This window comes from Stenotrophomonas humi (assembly GCF_001431415.1).
Taxonomy (GTDB): Bacteria; Pseudomonadota; Gammaproteobacteria; order Xanthomonadales; family Xanthomonadaceae; genus Stenotrophomonas; species Stenotrophomonas humi.
This window is the reverse complement of the sequence record NZ_LDJI01000004.1, coordinates 206,755-233,548: the sequence shown is the minus strand read 5'-3', so window position 1 is coordinate 233,548 and position 26,794 is coordinate 206,755. Positions and strand designations below refer to the sequence as shown.

The 26,794-nt window shown below is 62.9% G+C and carries 26 protein-coding genes, 1 tRNA gene and 1 pseudogene; 3 read left to right on the top strand and 25 right to left on the bottom strand.

The genetic code is table 11. From position 1 onward, the window contains the following. Positions 1-142 precede the first annotated feature (142 nt). From ABB26_RS02425 to ABB26_RS18505, 5 genes are all read right to left on the bottom strand, one after another. On the bottom strand, positions 143-715 hold the full coding sequence (locus ABB26_RS02425; RefSeq protein ID WP_083490640.1) for an ester cyclase: 573 nt from the start codon (positions 713-715) through the stop codon (positions 143-145). Between the two features lie 522 nt (positions 716-1,237). After that, entirely contained in the window at positions 1,238-1,432 is a 195-nt protein-coding gene (locus ABB26_RS18510) for a hypothetical protein (RefSeq protein WP_083490639.1), read from the bottom strand. Between the two features lie 69 nt (positions 1,433-1,501). Next, positions 1,502-2,050, bottom strand: coding sequence for a DUF805 domain-containing protein (locus ABB26_RS02420; protein ID WP_057631972.1), 549 nt, complete (start codon positions 2,048-2,050; stop codon positions 1,502-1,504). 338 nt (positions 2,051-2,388) lie between these two features. Then, positions 2,389-2,760, bottom strand: a complete 372-nt coding sequence (locus tag ABB26_RS19655; RefSeq protein WP_425477233.1) for a GNAT family N-acetyltransferase — start codon at positions 2,758-2,760, stop codon at positions 2,389-2,391. Between the two features lie 418 nt (positions 2,761-3,178). After that, the gene (locus tag ABB26_RS18505; RefSeq protein WP_083490638.1) at positions 3,179-3,535 is read right to left on the bottom strand and encodes a YkgJ family cysteine cluster protein; all 357 of its coding nucleotides are present in this window, start codon (positions 3,533-3,535) and stop codon (positions 3,179-3,181) included. Between the two features lie 371 nt (positions 3,536-3,906). On the opposite strand from ABB26_RS18505, the pseudogene ABB26_RS19570 reads away from it, so the two are divergent. Then, positions 3,907-4,026, top strand: a pseudogene (locus ABB26_RS19570) (integrase); the annotation flags it as partial. Positions 4,027-4,110: 84 nt separating this feature from the next. Here the strand turns inward: ABB26_RS19570 and ABB26_RS02405 are convergent. Further along, positions 4,111-4,197, bottom strand: a tRNA-Leu gene (locus tag ABB26_RS02405). A 123-nt stretch (positions 4,198-4,320) separates the two neighbouring features. On the opposite strand from ABB26_RS02405, the gene ABB26_RS02400 reads away from it, so the two are divergent. Beyond that, a complete protein-coding gene (locus tag ABB26_RS02400) occupies positions 4,321-4,689 on the top strand; it encodes a response regulator (RefSeq protein ID WP_057631969.1) in 369 nt (122 codons plus the stop codon). A 75-nt stretch (positions 4,690-4,764) separates the two neighbouring features. On the opposite strand, the gene ABB26_RS02395 is transcribed toward ABB26_RS02400, so the two are convergent. The 10 genes from ABB26_RS02395 to ppsR form a co-directional block, all read right to left on the bottom strand. Then, positions 4,765-7,143, bottom strand: coding sequence for a Tex family protein (locus ABB26_RS02395; protein WP_057631968.1), 2,379 nt, complete (start codon positions 7,141-7,143; stop codon positions 4,765-4,767). Between the two features lie 111 nt (positions 7,144-7,254). Continuing rightward, on the bottom strand, positions 7,255-7,470 hold the full coding sequence (locus ABB26_RS02390) for a hypothetical protein (RefSeq protein WP_057631967.1): 216 nt from the start codon (positions 7,468-7,470) through the stop codon (positions 7,255-7,257). Positions 7,471-7,600: 130 nt separating this feature from the next. Beyond that, positions 7,601-8,080: a hypothetical protein gene (locus ABB26_RS02385; RefSeq protein WP_425477230.1), complete on the bottom strand. Its 480-nt coding sequence runs from the start codon at positions 8,078-8,080 to the stop codon at positions 7,601-7,603. Between the two features lie 15 nt (positions 8,081-8,095). Next, positions 8,096-8,470, bottom strand: a complete 375-nt coding sequence (locus tag ABB26_RS02380) for a YfeK family protein (protein ID WP_057631966.1) — start codon at positions 8,468-8,470, stop codon at positions 8,096-8,098. After that, positions 8,467-9,534: a class III poly(R)-hydroxyalkanoic acid synthase subunit PhaC gene (phaC, locus tag ABB26_RS02375; RefSeq protein ID WP_057631965.1), complete on the bottom strand. Its 1,068-nt coding sequence runs from the start codon at positions 9,532-9,534 to the stop codon at positions 8,467-8,469. The genes ABB26_RS02380 and phaC overlap by 4 nt, the downstream gene beginning before the upstream one ends. Continuing rightward, the gene (gene phaE, locus ABB26_RS02370; protein ID WP_245626113.1) at positions 9,531-10,790 is read right to left on the bottom strand and encodes a class III poly(R)-hydroxyalkanoic acid synthase subunit PhaE; all 1,260 of its coding nucleotides are present in this window, start codon (positions 10,788-10,790) and stop codon (positions 9,531-9,533) included. Before phaE ends, phaC begins: the two co-directional genes overlap by 4 nt. Next, positions 10,706-11,320, bottom strand: coding sequence for a CDP-alcohol phosphatidyltransferase family protein (locus ABB26_RS02365; RefSeq protein WP_057631963.1), 615 nt, complete (start codon positions 11,318-11,320; stop codon positions 10,706-10,708). Before ABB26_RS02365 ends, phaE begins: the two co-directional genes overlap by 85 nt. 151 nt (positions 11,321-11,471) lie before the next feature. After that, the gene (locus ABB26_RS02360) at positions 11,472-11,960 is read right to left on the bottom strand and encodes an NUDIX hydrolase (RefSeq protein ID WP_057632023.1); all 489 of its coding nucleotides are present in this window, start codon (positions 11,958-11,960) and stop codon (positions 11,472-11,474) included. A 53-nt stretch (positions 11,961-12,013) separates the two neighbouring features. Next, on the bottom strand, positions 12,014-12,523 hold the full coding sequence (locus ABB26_RS02355; RefSeq protein WP_057631962.1) for a DUF1249 domain-containing protein: 510 nt from the start codon (positions 12,521-12,523) through the stop codon (positions 12,014-12,016). A gap of 247 nt (positions 12,524-12,770) precedes the next feature. Further along, the gene (gene ppsR, locus ABB26_RS02350; RefSeq protein WP_057631961.1) at positions 12,771-13,592 is read right to left on the bottom strand and encodes a posphoenolpyruvate synthetase regulatory kinase/phosphorylase PpsR; all 822 of its coding nucleotides are present in this window, start codon (positions 13,590-13,592) and stop codon (positions 12,771-12,773) included. A 196-nt stretch (positions 13,593-13,788) separates the two neighbouring features. Between ppsR and ppsA the strand changes: the two genes are divergently transcribed. Beyond that, entirely contained in the window at positions 13,789-16,164 is a 2,376-nt protein-coding gene (gene ppsA, locus ABB26_RS02345) for a phosphoenolpyruvate synthase (protein ID WP_057631960.1), read from the top strand. A 112-nt stretch (positions 16,165-16,276) separates the two neighbouring features. Here the strand turns inward: ppsA and ABB26_RS02340 are convergent, their stop codons facing one another. The 9 genes from ABB26_RS02340 to carA all read right to left on the bottom strand — a co-directional run bounded on the left by ABB26_RS02340 (position 16,277) and on the right by carA (position 26,722). After that, positions 16,277-17,137 carry an EcsC family protein gene (locus ABB26_RS02340; RefSeq protein ID WP_057632022.1) on the bottom strand — a complete coding sequence of 287 codons (861 nt, stop codon included), beginning with the start codon at positions 17,135-17,137 and terminating at the stop codon, positions 16,277-16,279. A gap of 121 nt (positions 17,138-17,258) precedes the next feature. Continuing rightward, on the bottom strand, positions 17,259-17,831 hold the full coding sequence (gene orn, locus ABB26_RS02335; RefSeq protein ID WP_057631959.1) for an oligoribonuclease: 573 nt from the start codon (positions 17,829-17,831) through the stop codon (positions 17,259-17,261). Positions 17,832-17,921: 90 nt separating this feature from the next. After that, complete coding sequence (gene tadA, locus ABB26_RS02330) at positions 17,922-18,443, bottom strand: tRNA adenosine(34) deaminase TadA (protein WP_057632021.1); 522 nt, start codon at positions 18,441-18,443, stop codon at positions 17,922-17,924. Positions 18,444-18,621: 178 nt separating this feature from the next. Continuing rightward, positions 18,622-20,349, bottom strand: coding sequence for a single-stranded-DNA-specific exonuclease RecJ (gene recJ, locus ABB26_RS02325; RefSeq protein ID WP_057631958.1), 1,728 nt, complete (start codon positions 20,347-20,349; stop codon positions 18,622-18,624). Then, a complete protein-coding gene (locus tag ABB26_RS02320) occupies positions 20,342-21,265 on the bottom strand; it encodes a hypothetical protein (RefSeq protein ID WP_057631957.1) in 924 nt (307 codons plus the stop codon). Before ABB26_RS02320 ends, recJ begins: the two co-directional genes overlap by 8 nt. 2 nt (positions 21,266-21,267) lie before the next feature. Further along, entirely contained in the window at positions 21,268-21,732 is a 465-nt protein-coding gene (greA, locus tag ABB26_RS02315; protein WP_484600312.1) for a transcription elongation factor GreA, read from the bottom strand. An 8-nt stretch (positions 21,733-21,740) separates the two neighbouring features. Beyond that, positions 21,741-24,983 (bottom strand): carbamoyl-phosphate synthase large subunit, encoded by a 3,243-nt coding sequence (gene carB / locus ABB26_RS02310; protein ID WP_057631955.1) that lies wholly within the window; start codon positions 24,981-24,983, stop codon positions 21,741-21,743. Between the two features lie 54 nt (positions 24,984-25,037). Further along, the gene (locus tag ABB26_RS02305; protein ID WP_057631954.1) at positions 25,038-25,595 is read right to left on the bottom strand and encodes a hypothetical protein; all 558 of its coding nucleotides are present in this window, start codon (positions 25,593-25,595) and stop codon (positions 25,038-25,040) included. Beyond that, a complete protein-coding gene (gene carA / locus ABB26_RS02300) occupies positions 25,595-26,722 on the bottom strand; it encodes a glutamine-hydrolyzing carbamoyl-phosphate synthase small subunit (protein ID WP_057631953.1) in 1,128 nt (375 codons plus the stop codon). The genes ABB26_RS02305 and carA overlap by 1 nt, the downstream gene beginning before the upstream one ends. Positions 26,723-26,794 lie beyond the last annotated feature (72 nt).

Below are 26,794 nucleotides of genomic sequence, written 5' to 3'. Positions count from 1 at the left end.
CGGCGATCCGCACTGGTGTCCTGATCGCCACTGCCGCCCAATACCTGAATGTGTTCCGGCATAGCCCACCGCTCGCCGTCGCCTGCCAGTGGCAGACGACGCTGAAGCCTCTGCGGCCGGGGCCAACATCTCGCTGAACAACTCAGTTGCCGACACCGATTTGCTTCATGAACGCGGCGTTGTCCCAGTAGAGGAACTCCTCCACCATCTGCCCTTGCTTGTTCCACCGACCCAGGGTCGCCATCGGCAGCCGGTACTTCTTGCCAGTCGGCTGAATCACGGTGCCGTCGGCCAGCACCATTGGTTTCGTGAAGGTCCCTTCGATGAAGCCGCCAACCGCAGTCCATTCTGCATCCGCACTGCCGAAGCGCACGGGGTGCTCGATGATTCGATTGTCCGGCGCGAAGGTCCACATGAAGTCCAGCTCCTTGATGTGATCGGGAAGCCCTGTCGTGGTGTGACCATCGGGATAGTGGACAAGAATATTCTCTGCATGACTCAGGTGCAGGTCATCCCACGCCTGCTTTGTGTACACACGGAAATCCAGGTCATCGAACGTGGCAAGGTTCTTGGCCAGCGCAGGCGGCATGCCTTCGACGCTTGGGGCCTGCTCACCCACCCTGCTTGAGGGCCACTTCTCCATTGGGGTTTCTGACGCGTGCGCGGCTGCCATTACAACCACGGCAAACGATATGGGCAACACGATTCTCTTCATGGCCTTCACGACATTGCTCCTGCGGGCAGCGTTGCATTGACAACCAAGCTACTGGGCCGGCCTACCAGGACCGCACGTCGGAATCGAAATGAGGCCACCGTTCGGCACAAATAGCAGCGGAGAAGTTAAGGCCAGGTCTTCCCTTCAGGCGTCACCGTGGAGTCAACGAAGCCGCCACTGCCTGGCCAGATTCGGTCTTCGGTCTCATGGCCTGAGCGAGCGCAGATCATCCGGCCATGACCAATCCACCACTCCTCGACCAGTTCGTCTGGCGCCCCATGCAACCAGCGAAGCCTTGCCCTTTCGCGACAGGATCGTCGATCCGCCCGGCTCTCTGGCAGGTGGTCAGCCGATGATGCCTCGCTGTGTTGGCTCGGCTGTGTTTGCACATGCCCAACACGGCGGCTCAGGAACCGCTCATGCCCGCTCTGCATGTACCTTTCCAAAGGTCACGGAGCTATCGATGAGAACGCCGCCGGCCCTTCAACCGACGGCGCTGCCGGAACACATTGAACGTGAATGTCAGCCGTTCGGGCACATCGTGTCCAGGCAGATCTCGTAGATTTCCTGGCATTTCTCCGGCGCGGTGCCCTGAGCAATGCACGCGTTGTAGCGGGCAAGGCAAGGTGTTCCACACCAGGATGCAGAAGCGGCTCCCACGAAAACAGCCATCGACAGGAAGGCACACGCGACAACGCGCTTGATCCACTTCTTCATGTCACTCTCCTTGTAGGCCTGACCGTTCAGGCTCTTCGAGCATATGACACGATGTAATCGCCATTCCGTTTAGCCGCCCACACTCTCGATCTGCTCTTTTGCTTTGGTCGGATAGGTCAACAGATAGAGCAACACCAGGATGCCGCCCACCGGTGCCAGGCTGATCAGCTGCCACCAAGGGTTGAGGCCAGCGTCGCGCAGCCGCCGGGTGCAGGCCGCGATCCACGGCAGCAGCACCAGCAACGAGGCGATCTGCAGCGGCAGGGGGCCGGCGACCTCGGCGAACAGCTGGGCGAAGGCCAGCACCATGGTCACAGCTAGCGCGAACCACCAGAAATCCGCACGCGGGGTAAGGCCGGTGAAATCCAGGCCTCGCAGCACGCCGTCGCGCATTGCCGCGAGCGCTGGCTGACTGGGCGCCTGATCGCCCACCAGCAGACTCTCGGCCGGTACCTCGAAGACGGCAGCCAATGCCCGCAGGGATTCTGTCGAGATCTTGGCGCCTGATTCGAGGCGCTGGATGGTACGCAGGTTCAACCCGCTCAGGTTGGCCAGCTGCTCCTGCGACCATTGGCGGGCGATGCGTAGCTCTCGAAGTCGGGCGCTGTTTATGTGCATGGCTGCTCCTCGGAATCAGTGGCTTGGTTTCCCGTCATCATCCCCCCGCCCCCCGCCTTCCGTGACGACACGACCCCGACACGGACAGGACATGAACCCGACTACGGACTGTCGGACCAACCTTCCACTGCCTCCTGGTGACATTGGGTCTCCCCGAACCGCTGCCCGTGATGAGGCCAGGATCTGATTGGTCGGCATGGATCCACTCACCGAAATGCAGGCCGTTGTCGCTCCATGTGCTCCGGCCCCAGGGATGAGCCCCTTGCTGTGTGACGCCGCGCCGCCAAGCGACCTCAGCCCGAGTGAGCTGACCGCCCGCAACCACGCGGCGGCTCTAACTAACTGTGGGGGCCCAGTCGACGCTCCATGATGAGCACTTCCCTGCCATGGCTCTTCGCCTGAGTCAGGGCGACCCACCCACAGCGTGAATACAGACCTCCAAACAGATCTTCCGTTTGCAGGTAGAGCTTCTCAACTCCGTGATGCCGTGCCTCCGCAGCCACATGGGACACGAGTGCCTGGGCCACTCCAGCACCTCGCGCTGATTCGGCCACGTAGACGCTTCCAAGCCAATGCGTTAGCGCAGGAAATTCCTTCATTTCCCGCAACTTGAGCTGCGCAGAACCTATGGGTTGACCGTCCATAAGCGCCAAGTAGGTATACGGAAACGACTCGCCAGCGAGGCTCTGTGTCAATGATCGGTGCAACACTTCCCGCGATATTCCGTCTTCGCGACCCCATGCTTCGTAGTGCCAGTTGGCAACGGTCCCAACAGCAGAGGAATGATTTGCAAGAGAAGAAATTTCCACGACCGACCTGACTCCACCAGGACCAAAACCATAGATTGGACGGACCTCAAAGCAAGGCTATACGACCTGCCCACGGCACACGGCCTGTCGAACTGAGCCGTTGCTACAGCTTGATCTTATGGCCGCTGAGTTCGGCTAACAAGCAGGCGCACAACCGGGCCGTGCAGGACCAATTTCAGGCCCCGATCCGATGCTCTTAAAACGAGTGCCGCTAGCTGTCGAAGACCTCGTAGCGCGCCTGCTGGTTCGCGGGCCCATGCTGATGATGGTCCGGTCGTGGCTGACAGCGGCTGCCTTCGGCTTGCGCGCGCCTCAACCCTTAAAGCAGGACTTGCCGGGTTCTGGCCAAGAAACTATGCACAGCCTGCTCGACTGCATCGTCGACCATATAGACAGGTCTCATGCCATTAGGGCATGGCATTCTCGGAGTGGTGCCAAACAGGCGACATATCAGTGGTCGTTCTGCATATACCTCACAGCCATTGCTACCCAAGTAGGGGCAACTAAGCTCAGCCAACGCCTCCTCATGCTCTTTGTCGCTTTTGACCGGCAGCCGAGCAACTTCCTCAGGTGAGGCGGTCACCGGGCCACAGCAATCGTGGCATCCAACGATGCAGCGGAACGTCGGAATCTGTTCACGCAATGACTCGATGAGATCAATGTTGGTATACGGCATAGCTCCAATTATAGCGGGCGCGCACCTCTTCCCCTGTGTCACTCATCCACATCGCCGCGAAGGCCTTGAGGCTAATGCTGCCCTCCAAAGTTGCGAACGAATGCGAAGAGCCGCTGGGCTCTGACTATGGCGTGGCGATTCAGCGCTGGACGGGACTTGAGAGAACTCCAGCCTTTGACGGCTTCTGCAGTTACTTTCCGTCACGTCACCAACCGACATCGCCGCGATGTCATGGCGACCAATACGTCGAAGACGATCAGCACAACCAGCTCAAGCTTCAGGCGACCGCGGCATAGGCTGACCTCATGGATCTGCTCTACCTGACCGGGCGGCGGCCAAGCGATACCCTCGCCCTCAGCGAGCTAGCAATCAAAGCAAAATCGGCAGGCGATAGCCGCCAAGCACAGCGACAGCTCGGCCACACCACGGTATCGATGGCTGAGCATTACACCCGCAAAAGGAAGGGCGATAAGGTCACACCAACAAGATGAGTTTGTGGAGCGGCTTGGTTATTGCGGAGCGGCTCTGCCAAATTCCAGGCAAAGAAAAAGGCACCTAAGTGCCTGTTTTCTATATGGTGCCGAAGGGGGGACTCGAACCCCCACGCTTTTAAGGGCGGCGGATTTTGAATCCGCTGCGTCTACCGATTCCGCCACTTCGGCTGGCTGGCCGGCGATTATAGCGGAGGTTTCGGCGCTTGGGCAGGTGCCTGCCACCTTTTTTTGTGTAATCCATGTTTTGCAGAGTGGCTATACTCAAAGCATTCGGAAAACGGGGAGTGGCCGATGACCTCGCTTCACGGTCTGCGGGTTCTCATTGTCGAAAACGACGAGCTCAACGCCATGCTGCTGCAGCTGCAGCTGGAGGGCGAAGGCATGGTGGTGACGGGAGTCGCGCCTTCGGTCGCCGTGGCGCTGCAGATGTTGGAGGAACTGCAGCCGCAGCTGGTGTTCCTCGATTATTGGCTCGCCCATGGCGAGACCAGTTCGCCGGTGGCCAAGCAGCTCTGCCTGCAGGGGATTCCGTTCCTGGTCGCAACGGGCATGGACATCTCGCTGTTACCCGAGGTGTTTGATGCAAGCATCAAACTGGCCAAACCTTACACTGGCGGCGATCTGGCCAATGCGCTGAAACAGGCGCTTGCGCTGGCCTGAGCCGCGACGGAAAACTCACTGAAAAGGCCCCGGAAACCGGGGCCTTTCGTTGTTCATGCGGCCCCAACCACGGGCTCAGTCGCCGCGGCGCGCGCGTGCGAATGCGTCGGCCAGGGCATTGTTGACGGGCGCTGCCGATGTCGCCGGGCGCGCGGCCTGGCCTCCCCCATTGCGACCACCACGATTGCCGGCATTGCCGCCATCACGGCGTGGGCCGCTGCCCTGTCCCGCCCCCTGCCGGTCATCGCGCTCTGCCTTCTTCGGGGCGGGCGTATCATCCAGCCGCCGCGTCAACGCGATGCGCTTGCGCGGCACATCGACCTCCAGCACCTTCACCTTGACGATGTCTCCGGCCTTGACCACGTCGCGCGGGTCTTTGACGAAGGTATCCGACAGCGCGGAGATGTGGATCAGACCGTCCTGATGCACACCGATATCCACGAAGGCACCGAACGCGGCCACGTTGCTGACCACGCCTTCCAGAATCATGCCCTCGCGCAGATCCTTGATGTCTTCCACGCCCTCGGCAAACCGCGCCGCCTTGAATTCCGGGCGCGGATCGCGGCCGGGCTTCTCCAGTTCTTTGAGGATGTCGCGCACAGTCGGCACACCGAACTTGTCGTCCGTGAACTGTTCGGCCTTCAACCCGCGCAGGTAGCCGCCATCACCCAGCAGCGCCCTGATCGGGCGATCCGCCGCGGCAACAATGCGCTGGACCACCGGATACGCTTCCGGATGCACTGCAGATGCATCCAGCGGCTCATCGCCATCACCGATACGCAGGAAGCCGGCACATTGCTCGAATGTCTTGTCACCCAGACGCGGCACCTTGAGCAGATCCTTGCGGCGTTTGAACGGACCGTTCTCATCGCGGTGGCGAACGATGTTCTCGGCCACCGTCGATGACAGGCCCGATACACGCGACAGCAGCGCTGCCGATGCCATGTTGACGAACACCCCCACCGCGTTCACGCAGTCTTCCACGCGCGCATCCAATGCCTTGGCCAATCGGTACTGATCCACGTCGTGCTGGTACTGGCCCACGCCAATGGCCTTCGGATCAATCTTGACCAACTCGGCCAACGGATCCTGCAGACGACGGGCGATGGAGACCGCACCGCGGATCGAGACGTCCAGATTCGGGAACTCCTTGGCCGCAAATTCGGAAGCCGAGTACACCGATGCGCCGGCCTCACTGACCACGATCTTCTGCAGCTTCGGGTTGCCGCAAAGCGCGATGACTTCACCGGCCAGCTTGTCGGTCTCGCGGCTTGCGGTACCGTTGCCGATGGCGATCAGTTCAACATTGTGCTTGTCGCACAGCTGCCGGATCGTCTGCAGGGATTGCTCCCATTGGCGGCGCGGCTCGTGTGGATAGATGGTGTCGGTCGCCACCAGCTTGCCGGTGGCATCGACCACGGCGATCTTGCAACCGGTGCGGATACCCGGATCCAAACCCAGTACCGCCTTCGGGCCTGCCGGAGCTGCCAGCAACAGGTCCTTGAGGTTGTCGCCAAACACCGCAATCGCTTCGGCCTCGGCCTTTTCGCGTGCCTGGTTGAACAGGTCCAGCAGCAGGTGCATATGCAGTTTGGCACGCCAGGTCAGGCGGCAGGCATCCAACAACCAGCGGTCTGCTGCACGCCCTTTGTCGGCGATACCTGCATTGCGCGCCACGCGGCCTTCGCCATAGTGATGACCGGCTTCGGCATCGGCCCCCGGATCGAGTTCCAGAAACAGGATTTCCTCGCGACGTGCGCGGAACAATGCCAGCAGACGGTGCGACGGAATCTTCGCCAGCGATTCGGCATGGTCGAAGTAGTCGCGATACTTGGCCCCTTCGTTCTCCTTGCCTTCGGCGACGCGGGCACGGATGACGCCTACCTCGTTCAGCCACCGGCGAAGCTCGCCGACCAGCGCGGCATCTTCACCCCAGCGCTCCATCAGGATGGCGCGTGCGCCTTCGAGTGCCCCCTTGCTGTCGGCCACGCCTTTCTCCGCATCCACGAAGCCTGCGGCAAAGGACTGTGGATCAAGGGTCGGGGCAGCCAGCAGACCATCGGCCAAAGGCTCCAGACCTGCTTCGCGAGCAATCTGCGCCTTGGTGCGGCGTTTCGGCTTGTACGGCAGATACAGATCTTCAAGACGGCTCTTGGTATCGGCACCAAGAATCTCGCTACGTAACACGTCAGTGAGCTTGCCCTGCTCTTCAATGCTCGCCAGCACCGAGCTGCGGCGATCCTCAAGCTCGCGCAGATAGGTCAAGCGCGTTTCGAGATTACGCAGCTGCGTGTCGTCCAGTCCGCCGGTGACTTCCTTGCGGTAGCGTGCAATGAACGGGACGCTGGCACCTTCATCCAACAATGCGATCGCAGCGTTGGCCTGGGCAGTCTGGGCGCCGATTTCGGCGGCGATGGTCTGCGCAATCTGCTGCGCGAGCTTGGTGTCTTGCATTGCCTGCTGCGGAACCCACGGGGACGGTAGTCTGCATTCTGGCAACGCAGCGCCGTGGGCGAAAGCCATTGACAGCACGCGCCGGACCTGTCGCCCGGCGCGCCGGGGCCATTACCCCAGATGCTGGCTCAAGCGTTGGGAGGCGATGTCGTCGCGCAGATCTTCCAGCACCATGACACGCATGCGGGCGCGGCCACTGATTTCCATCATCCGCTCCACATAGAACTCCGGACCATTCTCCGTGTCCGCGCGGGTCTTGCTGAAGCCATAGGGCACGACGCCCTTGTCACCATCCTTGCTGCCACCGATGTAAAGAACGATTGCCATGGTGGTAAGTACTCCTGTCAGTTCTGCAACGCCGCCACCATACGTGGCGGGGTGTTACCAGGATGTACAAAAAAAGTTTGCGGCCCATGACCGCAGCATTTCCATATGACGACAACGCATGAATGCTGGTTCAGTTCCACCACGGCCACCAACCACGGCCGTGCATTGCATAGCGATCCGCCGCACGCTCGAACGGGTTGCGCACACTCACGCCACCACACAAAAGATAGAGCGGCAGAAACAACGGGCCAAGCAGCAGGTACTGGAATACATGCGCGCGCTCGTGATCGCCAAGCCGCACGCGCGGATGCTGGCAACGTCCGGCGCGGTGCTCATAGGTAAGGCACAGCCCATCCATATCATCGCCGGTGTGCAGGATCACCGTTCCCAACGTGATCGCACCACCCGGACCCCATGGCCAACGCCGGAACACCAACGCGCATTCGCGGCGGCTCCAGTACACGCGTGCGCCCGCAGTCATGCCGACAAGGCCCGCAAGCAGGCCGATCACTGTATTGGGCAATGTCCAGAGCACACCCAGCCCCTGCAGCACACGCAGGCACGCCCGGTGGAGCGAACCATCTGCCGCCGGAGGCAGCGGATCAGCCACGCGCGCTCACGATACTCACGCGCCAGCCCGGCGCAGGCGCTGCAACTGCTGCTGGAACCAGGTTGCTGCATCCTGCTCCGCCGCTCCCGGGCATGCCACACGGTACGGCTTGCCACTGATGCTGCTGCGGCTGGCGGCACGGTCGATGAACTGCTCGGCGGTATCGGTCAGATTGCGCTTGAGCAGGTAGTCGTACTTGCGCTGCAGGTGGCTGCGCGCCTCGGCCGATTCGTGCCAGCTTCCGTTGCGCTGGAAGCGGCAGCCCGACGTTTCCAACGCCTGCATCAAACCGGTGATCTCGCGTTGCGCGGTGGCGCTTGGCGCGGCACTGCCGACGGATGCAAAGGCAGCAAGCACGATGCCGGCGGAAAATCTGAGACGATGACTCATATGCGTTTACTCAACCAATCATGGATGGCGCCCGGCACTTCCCGCTGCGCACGTCCGGAAACATAGATGCCGATATGGCCGCCACGGAAACCCACTTCCGTATAGTCATCAGCGCCGATCTGCGCCTGCATGGCCTTGGAGGCCGAAGGCGGCACCAGGTGATCCTGCTCGGCGTAGATGTTGAGCACTGGCATGGTCAGTGCCTTCAGGTCGACCGGCTCTTCACCGATGACGATGCTGCCGTTCATCAGCCCATTGGCTTGGTAGAACTGTTTGACGAACTGACGGAAGGTCTCGCCGGCAAGATCAGGGGAATCGAAGATCCACTTCTCCATGCGCAGGAAATCTTCCAGCGCCTGCTTGTCGTCCAGGATGTCCATCAGGCCTACGTACTTCTGCACGTTCAAGCGGAATGGCTTGAGCATCAGGTAACTGGCGTTCATCAGATCGGCAGGGATGTTTCCCAGCGTATCCACGAACAGATCCACATCCACCTGCCGTGCCCAATGCGACAGCATGTTGTCCGAAGTATGGAAGTCAACCGGCGTCACCATCGTGATCAGGTTACGCACCTTGTGCGGGCGCAAGGCGGCGTAGCACAGTGAAAACACGCCGCCCTGGCAGATGCCAAGCAGGTTTACCGGCTCGCCATCGCGCTGCGCACGCAGGTGATCCACCGCGCCGTCGATGTAACGCAGCAGGTAGTCCTCCAGCGTGAGGTAGCGCTCGGAGCGATCGGGGTAGCCCCAATCCAGCACATACACGTCCTGCCCCAGCGCCAGCAGTTTCTGTACCAGCGAACGGCCGTCCTGCAGGTCCACCATGTAAGGCCGGTTGACCAGTGCATAGACAATCAACAACGGTGGCTGCCCGTTGCCGGGCTGGTTGCCGATGAAGCGGTAGAGCTTGACCTTGCCGTCGCTCCGCACCTCTTCACGCTCGGTGACGCCGTAGCCCACGTCTTCGACACCGGGCAGCAGCTTCAGGCCATCCAGCAGTTTGCGCTGCCATTGCAGCGTTTCCTGCAGCAGGTCATCACCCCCGAAACCAAGCGGACCTTTCATGCCTTAGCCCTGCCGGAGGTGATCTTGCCGCCGGTCGATCTGGTGGCCGCTTTTTTCGGCTTTTCCTTCGCTTGTGGCTTTGCCTTTGCTTGTGGCTTTGGCTTTGCCTTCGTTTCCGGCTTGGCCTTCGGCTTCGCGGACGACTTCGTTCTCGACTCCGCCTTCGGCTTCGCCGCAGCAGCCGCGCGCCTGCTGGAAGCCGGCGCAGCATGCTCCGGGGCTTGCTGGAAAGAAGGCGCGGAAGCAACCGCAATCAAACGTCGAACCTGACGCTCCAACTCGGTGATGCGCCGATGCGCAGCATCCATCTCGGTGCGGGTGGGCATCCCCATCGTCTCGCAGGCACGCTCCAACTCCTGTTGCGAGGCTGCGCGCAGGCGCATCTGCGCATTGGCCAGGTCGGCATAGATGCGCTGGAAATCTTCGGACATCGCGACCTTGGCGTATGCCTCTTCAGCAGCATCAATCCACAGATCAAACATGGCGCGGGCGCTGGTGAGTTGACTGCCCGGCACTTCATGTTCGGCCAGTTTTGCCTCGAAGCGCTTGAAGGCGTCGTCCAGAACGTTGCGAATGGTTTCGACATAGACGTCAGCGCGCCCTTGATACTCGCGCTGCATCTTCAACAATGCCTGCCACCGTGCCTGATGCTCACGCGCAGGGCCGAATGCGGGTGCCTGCAACCATTCGCCACCACCAAAGCCAGCTTGCACGGTGCGCGCAAATTCACGCATCCAGGGCTGGTCGTTGAGCGCGTTGCCGCCACGCGCTGCGCCCAGCATCCAACGCAACAAACCTTCGCCCTGCCCTTGCACCGCTTCGCGCCACGCGCCGGCCACTTCGGCCGCACTGGTGTCCTGTCCGGCGAAACGGGCCGCCACCTGTTGCATCAAGCTGAACCAGTCGCCCGCCTGATGCTGGAAACGCGCCCCCAGGTCCTGCACGTCCGCCGGTGCGTCGGTGGTGACCAATCGGGTCCACTGCTCGATGCTCTCACGCCAGGGGAATTCACCCGCCGCAGCCTCGGCATGCGTCTGTGAGGCCTGCGCCCACGCCTGCCAATGACGGCGCATGTCCGCTTCAAAGCCCTCGTTTCCGTTGTTGCCTGACCCACTCATTGCATGATTTCCTGATTGCCTGGCGATGATAGCAATGACACTGGGAACCCGATTCAGGGTTTGGGAATACGCAACGTCTTGCTGATCATCAACGAGCCAGACAGTGCGAACAGCAGCACCAACGGGTGCAGCTGCCATGGCCCCAGCTGCCAACTACCGCCCCACAGCGCCGATCCAATGGCGTTGAAGTGCGCCGCCAGTGCCAACACGATCACCAAGGCCAAGCTGGTCGGGATGGGGGTGCCTTCAAAGTAAGGCACCTTGTCCGAATCACCGGAGATCGCCTCGGCGGTGACGTTGTAGCGCGCCAGGCGGCTGACGCCACAGCAGACGAAGTAACTCAGCACCAGCCAGTCCCAGCCGCCCTGCATGCCGCAGGCATAGGCCAGTGCGGCCGGGGCGACGCCAAAGGAAATGATGTCGGCCAGCGAGTCCAGCTCGCGCCCGAGCGTGGACGAAGACTGCCGCCAACGCGCCACCCGGCCGTCCAACGCGTCGAAAATGAAGGCCAGGGGGATCAGCGCCATGCCGAACATCAGGTAGCCGCGCTGGCCGTCCTGCAGGAAGCGCATCGCGGCAAACACCGCTCCGGTACCGCAGAAGGCATTGCCGAGCGTGAACCAGTCCGCAAGCTGAAACTCGCGAAGCATCGAGAAGTGACGTTTCATGGGGACTCACAAGGCATGGACGCCCACAGATTACCGCGAGCGCCGGTGTAGGTAACAGCACGCCGTGGCGCCGGTTCAGCCGCCCTGCGCGGCGGCGCTGTCCTGCCTGCAAAGCACTCCTGCCGGCAAACTGCGCCACGCAGCCGCGCTGTCACAGCCGGGTGAAACCCCAGGACTGCATCCGGCCGTCTCGATAAGGCATCACGCCGTGAAACGGCCGGGGGTCGGCGTCGAACACCAGCGGCAGGAAATGGCGATCCCCCTCCCACAGCGGCAGCGACTCCAGCTGATCCACCGCCACCCACTCCAACGTACCTTCCGGGTTGGATTCCAACGGCGTGCCGGTGTAATCGTCAATGACGAAGATGAAGGCAAACCAGTCCTCGCCGTTCTTGCCGAAGCCAGGCCAGCTGATGGTGCCGCGCATGCGGGTGGTGCCGCATTCGATGCCGGCTTCCTCGCGGATTTCCCGATGCATGCAGGCCAGGATGTCCTCGTCCGGCTCCATCTTGCCGCCGAGCCCGTTGTACTTGCCCAGGTGGATATCGCCGGGGCGGGTATTGCGATGGATCATCAAGGCCTGCGTACCGTCGGCAGAAAGCACGTAACCAAGCGTGGCCAGAATCGGGGTGTACGGCATCTGCGGCAACCACAAAACAAGGGGCCCGCATTATGGCCGATTGAGGCTGCGCCTCAGTGTTCCAGCGCGGAAGAACGTCGACGTACCACCGCGGCATCGGTGTCGATGCGACGCAGCGTGGCCACGCCATGGCCGCGCTCGGCCAGGTATTCCAGCCACTTGCCGAGGAACGTGTTCATGCGCATGCGGTGGCTGATCAATTCATCCGCCGGGGGGTACATCCCGACCACGTCCTGCCAGCGCCGCCCCACATAACAGTGGGTGGCTTCAGCCTGCCGCGCATCTCCGTACAGGCGCACATAGGCGGAGGGATCCGGCTCACCCGTGACGGGATCACAGAGGTCATAGGTCATGCGCAATTCGACCGTGTAGCGATGGCATTCGATGACATCCAAACGCAGGTCCAGACCATCGCCAATGCGGGAAGAATAGGTGCCCGCCTGCAGTTCCTGCGGCGCGAACAATCGCACCAAATGCCCGTAGTTCTCCGCATACAAGCCCATCAACCAGCTGAGGCGGCTCAGCCGGGGGATGCGATCAATGCGGGAAAGTGCCTGTGACATGGGCTGATCGTACACGCCACGTCGTGTCTGGTGCAGCCTTGTAGATCAGCCGAATACAGGCGCAGACTGGGTAGCGCCGAGCCATCCCCGGTAGCTGCATCCCGGGAATCTTCGCAAAGCATGGCTCCGCGCTACCGCGGCCGGGACTACACCGTCGCGCACTGTCGGCGCTTCTGCGCCAGCCAACTTGACCAGACTGCGCCGCCGAGAGCCCCCCCTTGCCGCGACAAGGGGGCAGAGTGTGGCCTCAGTACATTTCGCGCTGCAGTCCCAGCGTCCCCAGCACCTTGCTGGAAATTTCCTCGATCGAGGTATGCGTGGTGCTCAGGGTCGGGATGCGCTCCATGCGGAACATGGTCTCGGCTGCCGAAACCTCGCGCCTGCACACCTCGGCGCTGGCGTAACGGGAGTTCGGCCGACGTTCCTGGCGGATCTGCTGCAGGCGTTCCGGGTCGATGGTCAGCCCGAACAACTTGTTGCGATAAGGGCGCAGGCGCGGCGGCAGACGATCATGCTCCAGGTCTTCCTCGGTCAACGGATAGTTGGCCGCGCGGATGCCGTAATGCATCGCCAGATAGATGCAGGTCGGGGTCTTGCCGGCCCGCGATACCGCCACCAGCACCACGTCGGCCTCGTCGTAGTTCACTGCGATGCCGTCGTCATGACTGAGTGCGAAGTTCATCGCATTGATGCGCCGATGGTAGGTATCGAAATCGACCATGCCGTGGGCCTGGCCCACCTTGGAGTGCCGGGCCGCGTTCAGTTCACTTTCCAACGGCCCGATGAACGGCGCAAACACGTCCAGCACCAGCGCCCCGCTTTCCTCCAGGATCCCGCCAAGGCTCGAATCCACGCAGGAGCTGATGACGATCGGCCGCACCTGGTAGCGCTCACCGGCAGCCCGAATGCGCGCCGCCGCCTCCTGGGCTTTGTCGACATCATCCACGAACGACATGCGATCAGTAACGAAACTGAAGCCATTGAACTGGGTCAACAAACTGTGGCCGATGGTTTCGGCAGTGATGCCGGTACCGTCGGAGACGTAGAAAACCGGCCGAATTGCCGTCATGCGCGCTCCCTTGAAGTGATGATCCTGACGCGGGTCAGGGTGTCTGGCCGTACCCTGTCCCGGGAAAGACAAGCACAAGACAAAGTATTGTCACAAGCTTGTGCCGCTTGGGTGTGCACTGCATCATATTGGCTTCTTCCTACGGACGTGGCCATCCCAAGCCCGCCTCGGGCGATGGCCAAACGGAGCATCGCGCTTGAACGAGAATATCCTGTGGTTGCATGAGCTGCGCTTGGCCGATCTGGCCCGCGTAGGTGGCAAGAATTCCTCGCTCGGCGAGATGATCGGCAATCTTGCCGGCTTGGGTGTGTCGGTGCCTGGCGGCTATGCCACCACCTCCGAGGCATTCAAGGACTTCATTGCCCATAACGACCTGTCCAAGCGCATCTTCGACAAGCTGGCCACGCTGGACGTGGAAGATGTCGCGGCCCTGACCGTCGCCGGCAAGGAAATCCGCAACTGGGTCATCGATGCCCCGCTGCAGCCGGAGCTGGACCAGCACATCCGCGAGGCCTACGCCAAGCTCAGCGCCGACAACGGCGGCGGCGACGTAGCCGTTGCGGTGCGCTCCTCGGCCACCGCCGAAGATCTGCCCGATGCGTCCTTCGCCGGTCAGCAGGAAACCTTCCTCAACGTGACCGGCGCCGACGATGTCGTGCACAAGGTCAAGGAAGTGTTCGCCTCGCTGTACAACGACCGCGCCATCGCCTACCGCGTGCACCACGGCTTCAAGCACGAGGACGTGTTCCTGTCCGCCGGCGTGCAGCTGATGGTCCGCTCGGGCGTGGGCTCGTCCGGCGTGCTGTTCACCCTGGACACCGAATCCGGCTTCCGCGACGTGGTGTTCGTCACTTCGTCGTTCGGCCTGGGCGAAATGGTCGTGCAGGGTGCGGTCAACCCGGACGAATTCTACGTCTACAAGCCCACCTTGAACGCTGGCAAGCCGGCGATCCTGCGCCGCTCGCTGGGTTCCAAGGCGATCCGCATGGTCTATTCGGATGTGCCGGGTGAGCGCGTCAAGATCGAGGACACCCCGGTCGAGATCCGCAACACCTTCTCCATCAGCGACGAGGACGTGCAGGAACTGTCCAAGCAGGCGCTGGTCATCGAAAAGCATTACGGCCGCCCGATGGACATCGAGTGGGCCAAGGACGGCGTCAGCGGCAAGCTGTTCATCGTGCAGGCCCGCCCGGAAACCGTGAAGTCGCGCGCCAAGGCCACCCAGATGGAGCGCTACGCGCTGCAGGGCAAGGGTGAAGTGATTGCCGAAGGCCGCGCGGTCGGCGCCAAGATCGGTGCCGGTACCGCACGCGTGGTGAAGTCGCTGGAAGACATGGCCCGCGTGCAGCCCGGCGACGTGCTGATCGCCGACATGACCGACCCCGATTGGGAGCCGGTGATGAAGCGCGCTTCGGCCATCGTCACCAACCGTGGCGGCCGCACCTGCCACGCCGCGATCATCGCGCGCGAGCTGGGCGTGCCGGCCGTGGTCGGCTCGGGCAACGCCACCCAGCTGATCAAGGATGGCCAGGAAGTGACCGTCAGCTGCGCTGAAGGCGACACCGGCTTCATCTACGACGGCAAGCTGGCGTTCGAGCGCACCACCACCGACCTTGAGAACATGCCGCCGGCACCGCTCAAGATCATGATGAACGTGGCCAACCCGGAACGTGCCTTCGACTTCGGCCAGCTGCCGAACGCCGGCATTGGCCTGGCCCGCCTGGAAATGATCATCGCCAGCCACATCGGCATCCACCCGAATGCGCTGCTGGAATACGACCGCCAGGATGCGGCCACCAAGAAGAAGATCGACGAGAAGATTGCCGGCTACAAGGATCCGGTCAGCTTCTACGTGGATCGTCTGGCTGAAGGCATCGCCACCCTGACCGCCTCGGTCGCGCCGAACCCGGTGATCGTGCGCCTGTCGGACTTCAAGTCCAACGAGTACGCCAACCTGATCGGCGGCAGCAACTACGAGCCGCACGAAGAGAACCCGATGATCGGCTTCCGCGGCGCCAGCCGTTACGTCGACCCGTCCTTCTCCAAGGCGTTTGCACTGGAATGCCAGGCCGTATTGCGCGTGCGCAATGAAATGGGCCTGGAGAACCTGTGGGTGATGATCCCGTTCGTGCGCACCCTGGAAGAAGGCCGCAAGGTCGTCGAGGTGCTGGCTGCCAACGGCCTGAAGCAGGGCGAGAACGGCCTGAAGATCATCATGATGTGCGAAGTGCCGTCCAACGCACTGCTGGCCGATGAGTTCCTGGAGATCTTCGACGGCTTCTCGATCGGCTCCAACGACCTGACCCAGCTCACCCTGGGCCTGGACCGCGATTCCTCGATCGTCGCGCACCTGTTCGACGAGCGGAACCCAGCGGTGAAGAAGCTGCTGTCGATGGCGATCAAGTCCGCACGCGCCAAGGGCAAGTACGTCGGCATCTGCGGCCAGGGCCCGTCCGACCATCCGGATCTGGCCGAATGGCTGATGCAGGAAGGCATCGAGTCGGTGTCGCTGAACCCGGATACCGTGGTCGACACCTGGCTGCGCCTGGCCAAGCTCAAGGCCAACAGCTGATCACGCTTGTGTAAATCAAAAACCCCGCTTCGGCGGGGTTTTTGTTTGCGCGTGTTGTGGGCCCTGCCCCATTCGCATCGCCGAACGCGCTGCGATTGCCTGGGTTGTGCCGCTACGAAATGCGTCCGGCCAGACTGCCGTAGACCAAGCGCACCGGTTCGAAGCCGTACTTGCGCTCCAGTCGCTTGACGATGAAATGCCCGCGCGCCATGTCCTGGTAGTAGCCGATGAAAATCGTGTTCAACGTGGCCCCTGCCACCGCACCAATCACCGGCACCGCCTGCGCGGCAAACTTCTCCGACACCACCACCCCGAAGCGCACCGCGACTTTCTCGACGATTTTGGCCAACCACTGGCCAGCCTCTTTCGGCCCCAGCCCCAACAACATGCCAGGACCACCGGTCGCAACGCCGCCGGCCAGCTCGGCCGACAGGTGGCGCATCACTTCGGTGGTGAAGCCGCGTGCGAGGTAATAACCGGTTTCGCTGGCGTCATCCTTGCCGCTGTTGCCGCCAAGTGCAAAAACCTCCAGGCAGGCCTGGCGGGTGGCCAGGTCATTCAGGTCGAAACCTTCACTGCGGGCGATGTCGGCCACCGCGCGCATGATGATGGTGGTGGACAGCGGCAGCTCGATGGCCAGCGCCGGCAATCCACCCGCACCGCCCAGCGCGCCCGAGGCAGCAGCAGCGAGCTTGTGCAGGCGCGGCGACGCCGACTTGCCCTGCTGCTTGCCATCCATGCTCCATAGCGCTGTCTGCGCCGCCTTGTAGAGCGCAGCCTCGGTAACGCTCTGGATGCGCGAGGAAACCGCACTGGGCAGCTTGCGCACCACGAATTCCAGCGGCGAACCGATCAGGTTGGCCATCTTCGCGGTAAGCGTGGGCGCTTCCAGCAGCGCCACCGCACGCTGCAGATCGGCCATGTCCTGATCATGGCTACGGATATCGCTCGGCGTCACGATCAGATCATTCATGCTGCCGATCATAGCGACCGAGGGTTGAATGGAAAGTAGTGGCAGTGGCGCGTGGTTGTGGGCTGCTGGCCCGGCCTGAAGGGAGCTGCCGAGCGTGGCTCGGCGCTACCCATCGCATGCCTTATGCCTGGGCCAGCCCGGCAAGCGCACCCATGAACTGCCGGTAGTGGCGCAGTTCGGCGATGGAGTCCTGCACGTCGCTCAACGCGGTATGGCTGGAGGTCTTGGACACCCCGGCTGCAACGGCCGGTGCCCAGCGCTTGGCCAGCTCCTTGACCGTGGATACGTCCAGGTTGCGATAGTGGAAATACTTCTCCAGGCGCGGCATTTCGCGGTGCAGGAAACGACGGTCCTGGCAGATCGAGTTGCCGCACATCGGTGAGGCGCCGGCCTTGATCCACTCCTGCAGGAACACGATGGTCTGCGCTTCGGCCTGGCCCAGGGTGACGGTACTGTCGAGCACGCGCTGCCACAGGCCCGAACGCTGGTGCTGGTTGCGGTTCCATTCGTCCATCGCTTCCAGCGTGGCCAATGGATGGGAGATGGCGAACTCCGGTCCTTCCGCCAGCACATTGAGCTGTGCATCGGTAACGATCGTGGCGATCTCGATGATCGAATCGTTGTCCGTATCGAGCCCGGTCATCTCCAGGTCGATCCAGATCAACCGGTCATTGCCTGCCTTGTTCTCCGCCATGTCCTGCCTCGTGCTGTGGGCTGGCGGAACAACACCGCCAGCCGGAATATCGAAGCGCGCATGATACGCCGGCCCTATGGATAGAGCGCGTCAAAGATCGCCGGGCGTCAGCAGTGGCCGGCCACGCTTGGCACGGAAGTAGTTGGTCAACCGCAGGCTGGCATCCTGCGCCAGCAGCCCGCCGAGCACCTCGACACGATGGTTGTGCCGCGGGTCGCCGACAAGATCGAACACACTGCCACAGGCCCCGGTCTTGGGATCGGCCGCCGCAAATACCAGCCGCGCGATACGTGCATGCACCAGTGCCATCGCGCACATCGCACACGGCTCCAGGGTCACGTACAAGGTGGCGCCGATCAACCGGTGGTTGCCCAGCCGCTTGCCCGCCTCGCGCATTGCCACGATCTCGGCATGCGCACTGGGATCATGGTTGGCGATGTTGAGGTTCCAGCCCTCTCCCAACAGTTCGCCATCGGCCCCCACCAGCACCGCCCCGACCGGGATTTCGTCGAACTCATGCTGTGCACGGTCGGCAAGCGCCAACGCATGGCGCATCCAATGCAGATCGGTGTCGCTGCCTGCGCCCAGCGGCGCTTCATCGCCCACGGCAATCCCCCTTCGGCCGCGCACAGGCCAACGCACGAACGGAAGGCGCGCGGGTGGACAGCTGCGGAAATCTGGAGGAACGGGCAACCATGCGGCGGGCTCCGGCAACAACGCATCGCATCAATGCGCCTGCATTCTAGGGAACAACGCGGCGGGATTCAGCAACAGCACTACCATCAGCCGGTCAAACTGCGCCCACATGTTCAACGATCAACTGGATCGCCTCGCCGCCACGATAGTCATCACTGACCAGGCGATAGGCGACATGGACCTGCTGAGCCGGTGCACTGCCCTTCCAGCCGCTGAAATGGATCGCGTTGAGGCGCGCGCTACCGCCGGACTGGCGCAGCACCAGCTTCAGGTGGCGCTCTTTGAGCACGCGCCATTCCAGCACTTCGAACATCCCATCGAACAACGGTTCGGCGAACCCCTGCCCCCACGGACCGGCCAGACGCAGCGCCTCGGCATGCTGGAAATCCAGTTCGGCGCTGGAAAGCTCACCGTCACTGAGCAGTTGCTGCTGCAGCAGCGCCGGCTCCATCGTTGCCAGCACCTGCGCCTGGAAAGCCGACTTGAATGCTTCAAGCTGTTGCAGCGGCAGGCTCAATCCCGCCGCCATGGCATGGCCGCCGAATTTCTCCATCAACCCAGGATGGCTGGCGTGGACCGCAGCCAGCGCATCACGAATATGAAAACCTGAAATCGAACGTGCCGAGCCGCGCAGCGACGTACCGCCCGGCTCTGCGGGCGCAAAAGCGATCACTGGCCGATGCAGGCGATCCTTCATTTTCGAAGCGACCAGCCCGACCACACCCGGATGCCATTGTTCGTCGAAGAGGCAGGCCGCGACCGGGCGTTGCCCGTCGTCGTTGATCAGTACCCGCGAGACCGCCAACTCCGCATCGTCGGTCATGATCTGCTGCACCGCGCGGCGCTCGCTGTTGATCTCCTCCAGCAGCGCGGCGATCTCGCGCGCCTGCGTGGCATCTTCAGTGAGCAGCAACTCGATACCGAGCGCCATGTCCTCCAGCCGCCCTGCCGCGTTCAAGCGCGGCCCCAGCGCGAAGCCGATGTCACTGGCACTCAGGCGACGCACATCACGGCCGCTGGCTTCGATCAGGGCGCGCAGACCGACGCATCCCTTGCCCGAACGCAGCCGACGCAATCCTGCCGACACGAGCGCGCGGTTGTTCTCGTCCAACGCCACCAGGTCGGCCACCGTACCTACGGCCACCAGATCCAGCAGGGTCAACAGATCCGGCTCCGGCTGGCTGGCAAAAGCACCCTGCTCGCGAAGATGGCGACGCAGGGCCATCAGCACGTAGAAGATCACACCCACGCCCGCGAGCGCCTTGCTCGGAAACGCATCACCCGCCACGTTCGGATCAACGATGGCATCGGCCGGCGGCAGTCGTTCGCCAGGGAGATGGTGGTCGGTGATCAACACCTGCCAACCCAGCGCCTTGGCTGCGTTGACACCGGCATGGCAGGCGATGCCATGGTCAACGGTCACCAGCAGATCCGGTTTCAGCGCAGCCAGCTCTTCAACCAGTGCGGGTGACAGACCATAGCCGTGCACCATGCGGTTCGGCACCGCGTGCACCACGTCGCGCGCACCCAGCATGCGCAGCCCGCGCACGCCAACCGCACACGCAGTAGCGCCGTCGCAGTCAAAATCACCGACGATCAGAATCCGCTTGTCCGCAGCGATGGCGGCAGCCAACAACGCGACAGCCGACGGCATGCCGCCGAGCAGCTCCGGCGCATGCAGTTGGGCCAGCCGTGGTTGCGCCTGCCCAGGTGACAACGCCCCCCGCGCCGCATAGATACGCTGCAGCAACGGCAAGGTCCCGTCATCCCATTGCCCGCCATCGACGCTGTCGCGGCGGACGATCTTCAACGACTCAACCATCAGTGAGCGTCGGTAGCGGTTTCTTCCAGAACCGCCAGCGTTGCCCCCGGTGAATGCGGTAATGCACGCCATCCTCGAAATCCAAGCGCAGCTCTTCCAGTTCACCACGCGCAATCGCATCGAGCAGCGGCGTGATCGCATCCCGTGTGAGCTGGTCCAGCGAGCGCAGCTGACGCAGGTCCACCAAGGCATCCACGGTCTGCTCACCGCCTATGCGCACGCCGGCCATTTTTGCCAGCCCCTGCAACAAGGCATCACGGCTGCGTACCTGTGCATGCACGGTGCGCACCGATGCCGGCAGCGTGCCTGCTCCCCAGAACCACAACGAATTGACCGCGCGCTTGCCGTCGGCAACACGACGTTCATTCCACGGATGCTGGTGCAGCACCACCTGCGCCTCGGTCAACAAGGCGCGCCACTGGCGGCCGTTGTCACCATCGGGAAGATGCTCGAACAGGTCATCGCCCAGCACCACCTCAGGCTCGACGAACACCGGCAACGGCGTTGCTTCGGGCAGGCGCAGGTACCAGCGCGAAGGTGTCGGGGCGTCCAGTTGATAACCGAAGCCGGCGAACAGGGACTGCAGCTCGGGCACCAGCGCGTCGACGTCGGCCTGTTCCAGGCGCAACGTCTCGGCCGAAGCCATCAGCCGGGCACCCTGCATGTCAGGCACCACATTGGCCGGATCGGCGCGCAACCAAAGGCTGCCATCGGCATCACCGGCATCGGCATGGCGGCTGAGGGCAGCCGCCGACCAACTTACCGGTTCAATGGTGAAATGCCGGCGCAACTGCGCCGACTCACCAGCTTCGGCGAGCCCATGTTCGGCCCGCCCCAGCGCGGCGGCCACCTGTGCCGGCAGTGCGCCCGCCGGGAAACGGCTGCGCGCAGGCAGCAGCAGCGTGGCCTTGGCCATCGTCAGTCGAGGTATTCGACGCTGATGATTTCGTATTCGCGCTGGCCGGCCGGCGCGTCGATGACGATGGAATCGCCTTCGTTCTTGCCGATCATTGCGCGCGCCACCGGCGAGGAAATGGCGATCAAGCCCAGCTTGATGTCCGCTTCCAGGTCACCGACGATCTGGTAACGCTTCTCTTCGTCGCTTTCCACATCCGCCAGCGTAACCGTTGCGCCGAACACCACCTTGCTGCCGGCGTTGAGCTTGCTGATGTCGATGACTTCGGCGTGCGAAAGCTCACCTTCCAGCTGCTTGATGCGGCCTTCGATGAAGCCCTGTTCCTCGCGCGCGGCGTGATACTCGGCGTTCTCCTTCAGGTCGCCGTGCTCGCGTGCTTCTGCGATGGCGGCGATGACCTTCGGGCGCTTTTCCGACTTCAGGTGGTCAAGTTCCTCACGCAGGCGCTTTGCGCCCTTCATCGTGATGGGAGCTCTCATGCATTCAACTCCTTGTGCAGTTCCTGCAGCGACAGTACAGGGCCGGTGCCACGGAATTCCAGCGACTGCACCAGCGCCTTGGCGCCGGCGACCGTGGTCGAGTACGTGACGCGGTGCTGCAGCGCTTCACGACGGATCGAGAACGAATCGTTGATCGCTGCGCGACCTTCGGTCGTGTTGACGATGTAGACGATCTCGCCATTCTTGATGCGGTCCACGATGTGCGGACGGCCTTCCACCACCTTGTTGACCACTTCACAGGTGTAACCCTGCTGCTGCAGCCAGGCGGCGGTGCCGCGGGTGGCGACCAGCGAGTAGCCGCGCTCGACCAGACCCTGTACCGCCGGCATCACGCGCTGCTTGTCGGCATCGCGCACCGAGATGAACGCCTTGCCCAGTGGCGGGGTCTTGATGCTGCCCGCTTCCTGCGCACGTGCGAAGGCGGCGCTGAAGCTGCGGCCGACGCCCATGACTTCGCCGGTGGAACGCATTTCCGGCCCGAGGATCGGGTCGACGCCCTGGAACTTGGCGAACGGGAAGATCGCTTCCTTCACCGAGTAGTAGCCCGGCACCACTTCCTCGGTGACGCCCTGCTCGGCCAGGGTCATGCCAGCCATGCAGCGCGCAGCGATCTTGGCCAGCGGTACGCCGGTGGCCTTGGACACGAACGGCACGGTACGCGAGGCACGCGGGTTCACTTCCAGCAGGAAGATCACATCGTTGCCGTCGGCATCGGGCTGGATGGCGAACTGGGTGTTCATCAGGCCAACCACGTTCAGCCCCTTGGCCAACTCGCGCACCTGGCGACGCAGTTCATCCTGCGTGGCCTGCGACAGCGAATACGGCGGCAGCGAGCAGGACGAATCGCCCGAATGCACGCCGGCTTCTTCGATGTGCTCCATCACGCCGCCGATCAGCACGTTGCCGTCCTTGTCGCAGATGATGTCCACGTCGGCTTCGACAGCAGCGTCCAGGAAGTGGTCCAGCAGCACCGGCGAATCGTTGGACACCTTGACCGCATCGCGCACATAGCGCGCCAGGTCGGACTCGCCGTAGACGATTTCCATCGCACGGCCGCCCAGCACGTAGCTCGGGCGCACCACCAGCGGGTAACCGATCTCGCGGGCCAGCAGCAGCGCTTCCTGGTCATTGCGGGCAATGCGGTTCGGCGGCTGCTTCAGGCCCAGCTTGTCGACCAGCTGCTGGAAACGCTCGCGGTCTTCGGCCAGGTCGATCGAGTCCGGCGAGGTACCGATCACCGGCACGCCGTTGGCTTCCAGCGCACGCGCCAGCTTCAGCGGGGTCTGGCCGCCGTACTGCACGATCACGCCCTTGGGCTGTTCCAGCTCGACGATTTCCAGCACGTCTTCCAGCGTCAGCGGCTCGAAGTACAGACGGTCGGAGGTGTCGTAATCGGTCGAAACGGTTTCCGGGTTGCAGTTGACCATGATGGTTTCATAGCCATCCTCGCGCAGGGCGAGTGCCGCATGCACGCAGCAGTAGTCGAACTCGATGCCCTGACCGATGCGGTTCGGGCCACCGCCCAGAATCATGATCTTGTCGCGGTTGGTCGGGTTGGCTTCGCACTCGTCCTCATAGGTCGAGTACAGGTACGCGGTGCTGGTGGCGAATTCGGCAGCGCAGGAATCCACGCGCTTGTACACCGGGCGCACCTTGTGGGCACGACGCAGCGCACGGATGGCCGCTTCGTTGGTGCCGGTCAGCTGTGCCAGGCGCGCATCGGAGAAACCGGCACGCTTGAGCTTGCGCAGGCGTGCGGCGTCGAGCGCGTCGATGCCCTCGGCATGCACCTGGGTTTCGTCGGCGATGATTTCCTCGATCTGATCGAGGAACCACGGGTCGATATGCGACAGACCGAAGATGTCTTCGACACTCAGGCCAGCGCGGAAGGCATCACCCACGAAGAACAGACGCTCCGGGCCCGGGGCCTTGAGCTCGCGCTTCATCGTGGCGATGTCGTCTTCGTTGCCCAGGTCCAGGCCGGTCGGATCGAGGCCGATCTTGCCGGTTTCCAGGCCACGCAGCGCCTTCTGCAACGATTCCTTGAAGGTACGGCCCATGGCCATCACTTCGCCCACCGACTTCATCTGGGTGGTCAGGCGTGCATCGGCCGCCGGGAACTTCTCGAACGCAAAGCGCGGAATCTTGGTGACGACGTAGTCGATGGACGGCTCGAACGATGCCGGGGTCAGGCCGCCGGTGATTTCGTTCTTCAATTCGTCCAGCGTGTAGCCCACGGCCAGCTTGGCGGCGACCTTTGCGATCGGGAAGCCGGTGGCCTTGGAGGCCAGCGCCGAGGAACGCGACACGCGCGGGTTCATTTCGATCACGACCACGCGGCCGGTGGTCGGGCTGATGCCGAACTGCACGTTCGAGCCGCCGGTATCCACGCCGATCTTGCGCAGCACGGCGATGGAGGCATCGCGCAGGCGCTGGTATTCCTTGTCGGTCAGGGTCTGTGCCGGGGCCACGGTGATCGAGTCACCGGTATGCACACCCATCGGGTCCAGATTCTCGATCGAGCAGACGATGATGCAGTTGTCCGCGGTGTCGCGAACCACTTCCATCTCGAATTCCTTCCAGCCCAGCACCGACTCTTCCACCAGCACTTCGCTGGTCGGCGACAGCTCCAGGCCACGACCGACAATTTCGATCAGCTCTTCGCGGTTGTAAGCGATGCCGCCGCCACTGCCGCCCAGGGTGAAGGACGGACGGATGATGGTCGGGTAGCCAACGCGGGTCTGGATTTCCAGCGCCTCTTCCAGCGTGTGCGCCACGGCTGCGGTCGGGCATTCCAGACCGATCTCGCCCATTGCCACGCGGAACAGCTCGCGGTCTTCGGCCATGCGGATGGCTTCGCGCTTGGCGCCGATCAGTTCGACGTTGTACTTCTCCAGCACACCGTTGTCGGCCAGGTCCAGCGCGCAGTTCAGCGCGGTCTGGCCGCCCATGGTCGGCAGCAGCGCATCCGGGCGCTCCTTGGCGATGATCTTCTCGACGGTCTGCCAGTTGATCGGCTCGATGTAGACGGCGTCGGCCATCTCCGGGTCGGTCATGATCGTGGCCGGGTTCGAGTTGACCAGCACCACGCGGTAGCCTTCGTCACGCAGCGCCTTGCATGCCTGCGCGCCGGAGTAATCGAACTCACAGGCCTGGCCGATGACGATCGGGCCAGCGCCGATGATCAGGATGGTCTTTAGGTCGGAACGCTTTGGCATTGTCTTCTCTAAGTCAGTACAGCGTGTCTGGGGGAAGTGATCGCACGCTGTCGATCAGGAAATCTGTTCCGGGTCCAGCGCGATGCGGCATTCGCGCTGCAGTACATCCACCAGACGCTGGCCGATGTCCGCAGGCAACTGGCTCTCGCTGCCAAACCCGTCAATGAATCGCTGGAACGCCGGGGTCGCCATGAAGCGCGATATCTCGGCCTTCCGGTCTTCGTCCAGCCCGGCATCGAAATCGGCATCGCCGCTGGCGATGGCCGCTGCCGTGGCCTGGAACGTACGCGCCATGTCGCTGCCCGAGTCCGTGGCAAGGAAGGTCTTCCATTCCTTGACCAGTGAGGTGCCATCGGCCCCCATGCTGTCCACGATGCCCTGCTGGACCTGCACGTCCAGCATCGCTGAAACCTGCTGCGTCGCACAGGCCTTGCCTGCCGCATCCTGCATCTGCAACGCCGGGAAATTCTCGATCAGACCCGTGGCCGAATCCGCCCCCAGCCTACCCATGCCCAACTGCTGCATGATCTGGCCGATATCGGCACGGTCGGCCGGGGCTGCCGATGCACCTCCGGCCATCAACAAACCCGTCAGCAGCGCGATGGCGCGCATCAGGCCTTGGCCCCTTCCATCATCGTGATGAAGCGGTCGAACAGCGGTGCCACGTCGTGCGGGCCGGGCGACGCTTCCGGGTGTCCCTGGAAGGAGAACGCCGGTGCATCGGTCAGCTCGACGCCCTGGATGGTCTGGTCGAACAGCGAACGGTGGGTGACGCGGATGTTGGCCGGCAGCGAGCTTTCGTCGATGGCGAAGCCGTGGTTCTGCGAGGTGATCATCACCCGGCCACTGTCGATGTCCTGCACCGGGTGATTGGCGCCATGGTGGCCATGGCCCATCTTCATGGTGCGCGCGCCAGAGGCCAGGCCCAGCAGCTGGTGGCCCAGGCAGATACCGAAGGTCGGCACCTTCTTTGCCACGAATTCCTTGATGGCGGCGATGGCGTAGTCGCACGGCTCCGGATCACCCGGGCCGTTGGACAGGAACACACCGTCCGGATTCATCGCCAACACCTCGGCGGCGGGGGTCTGTGCCGGCACCACGGTCAGCTCACAACCGCGTTCAGCGAGCATGCGCAGGATGTTGGTCTTCACGCCGAAATCGTATGCCACCACCTTGAACTTCGGCTCGGCGCGCACGAATGCGTTGCTGTCCAGGTCCAGCTGGCCGTCGGCCCAACCGTAGGACTTGTCCGTGCTGACCACCTTGGCCAGGTCCATGCCCTTCAGGCCCGGGAACTTGCGGGCAGCTTCCAATGCCTTTTCAACATCGATGTCGCCCGCCATCAGCGCACCGTTCTGGGCGCCGCGCTCACGCAGGATGCGGGTCAACTTGCGGGTATCGATGCCGGAGATGGCCACCACGCCGCGCTGGATCAACCAATCCTGCAGCGACACCTGGTTGCGCCAGCTGCTGGGGCGGCGCGGCACATCGCGCACGATCAGGCCCGCAGCCCACACCTTGGCAGCCTCGTCATCCTGGTCGTTCATACCGGTGTTGCCGATATGCGGATACGTCAGGGTGATCATCTGCCGGGCGTAGGAGGGATCGGTCAGCATCTCCTGATAACCGGTCATGGCGGTGTTGAACACCACCTCACCCACGGACAGGCCGGGCGCGCCTACGGATTCGCCCTCGAATACGGTGCCGTCTTCGAGCACGAGAATTGCGGCTTGGGTCACGGGAATCTCACTTTGGCTACCGGGGGACTCCGAAGCCACGCCTGCGTCCACGGCAAAAACCGGTTGCAAAAA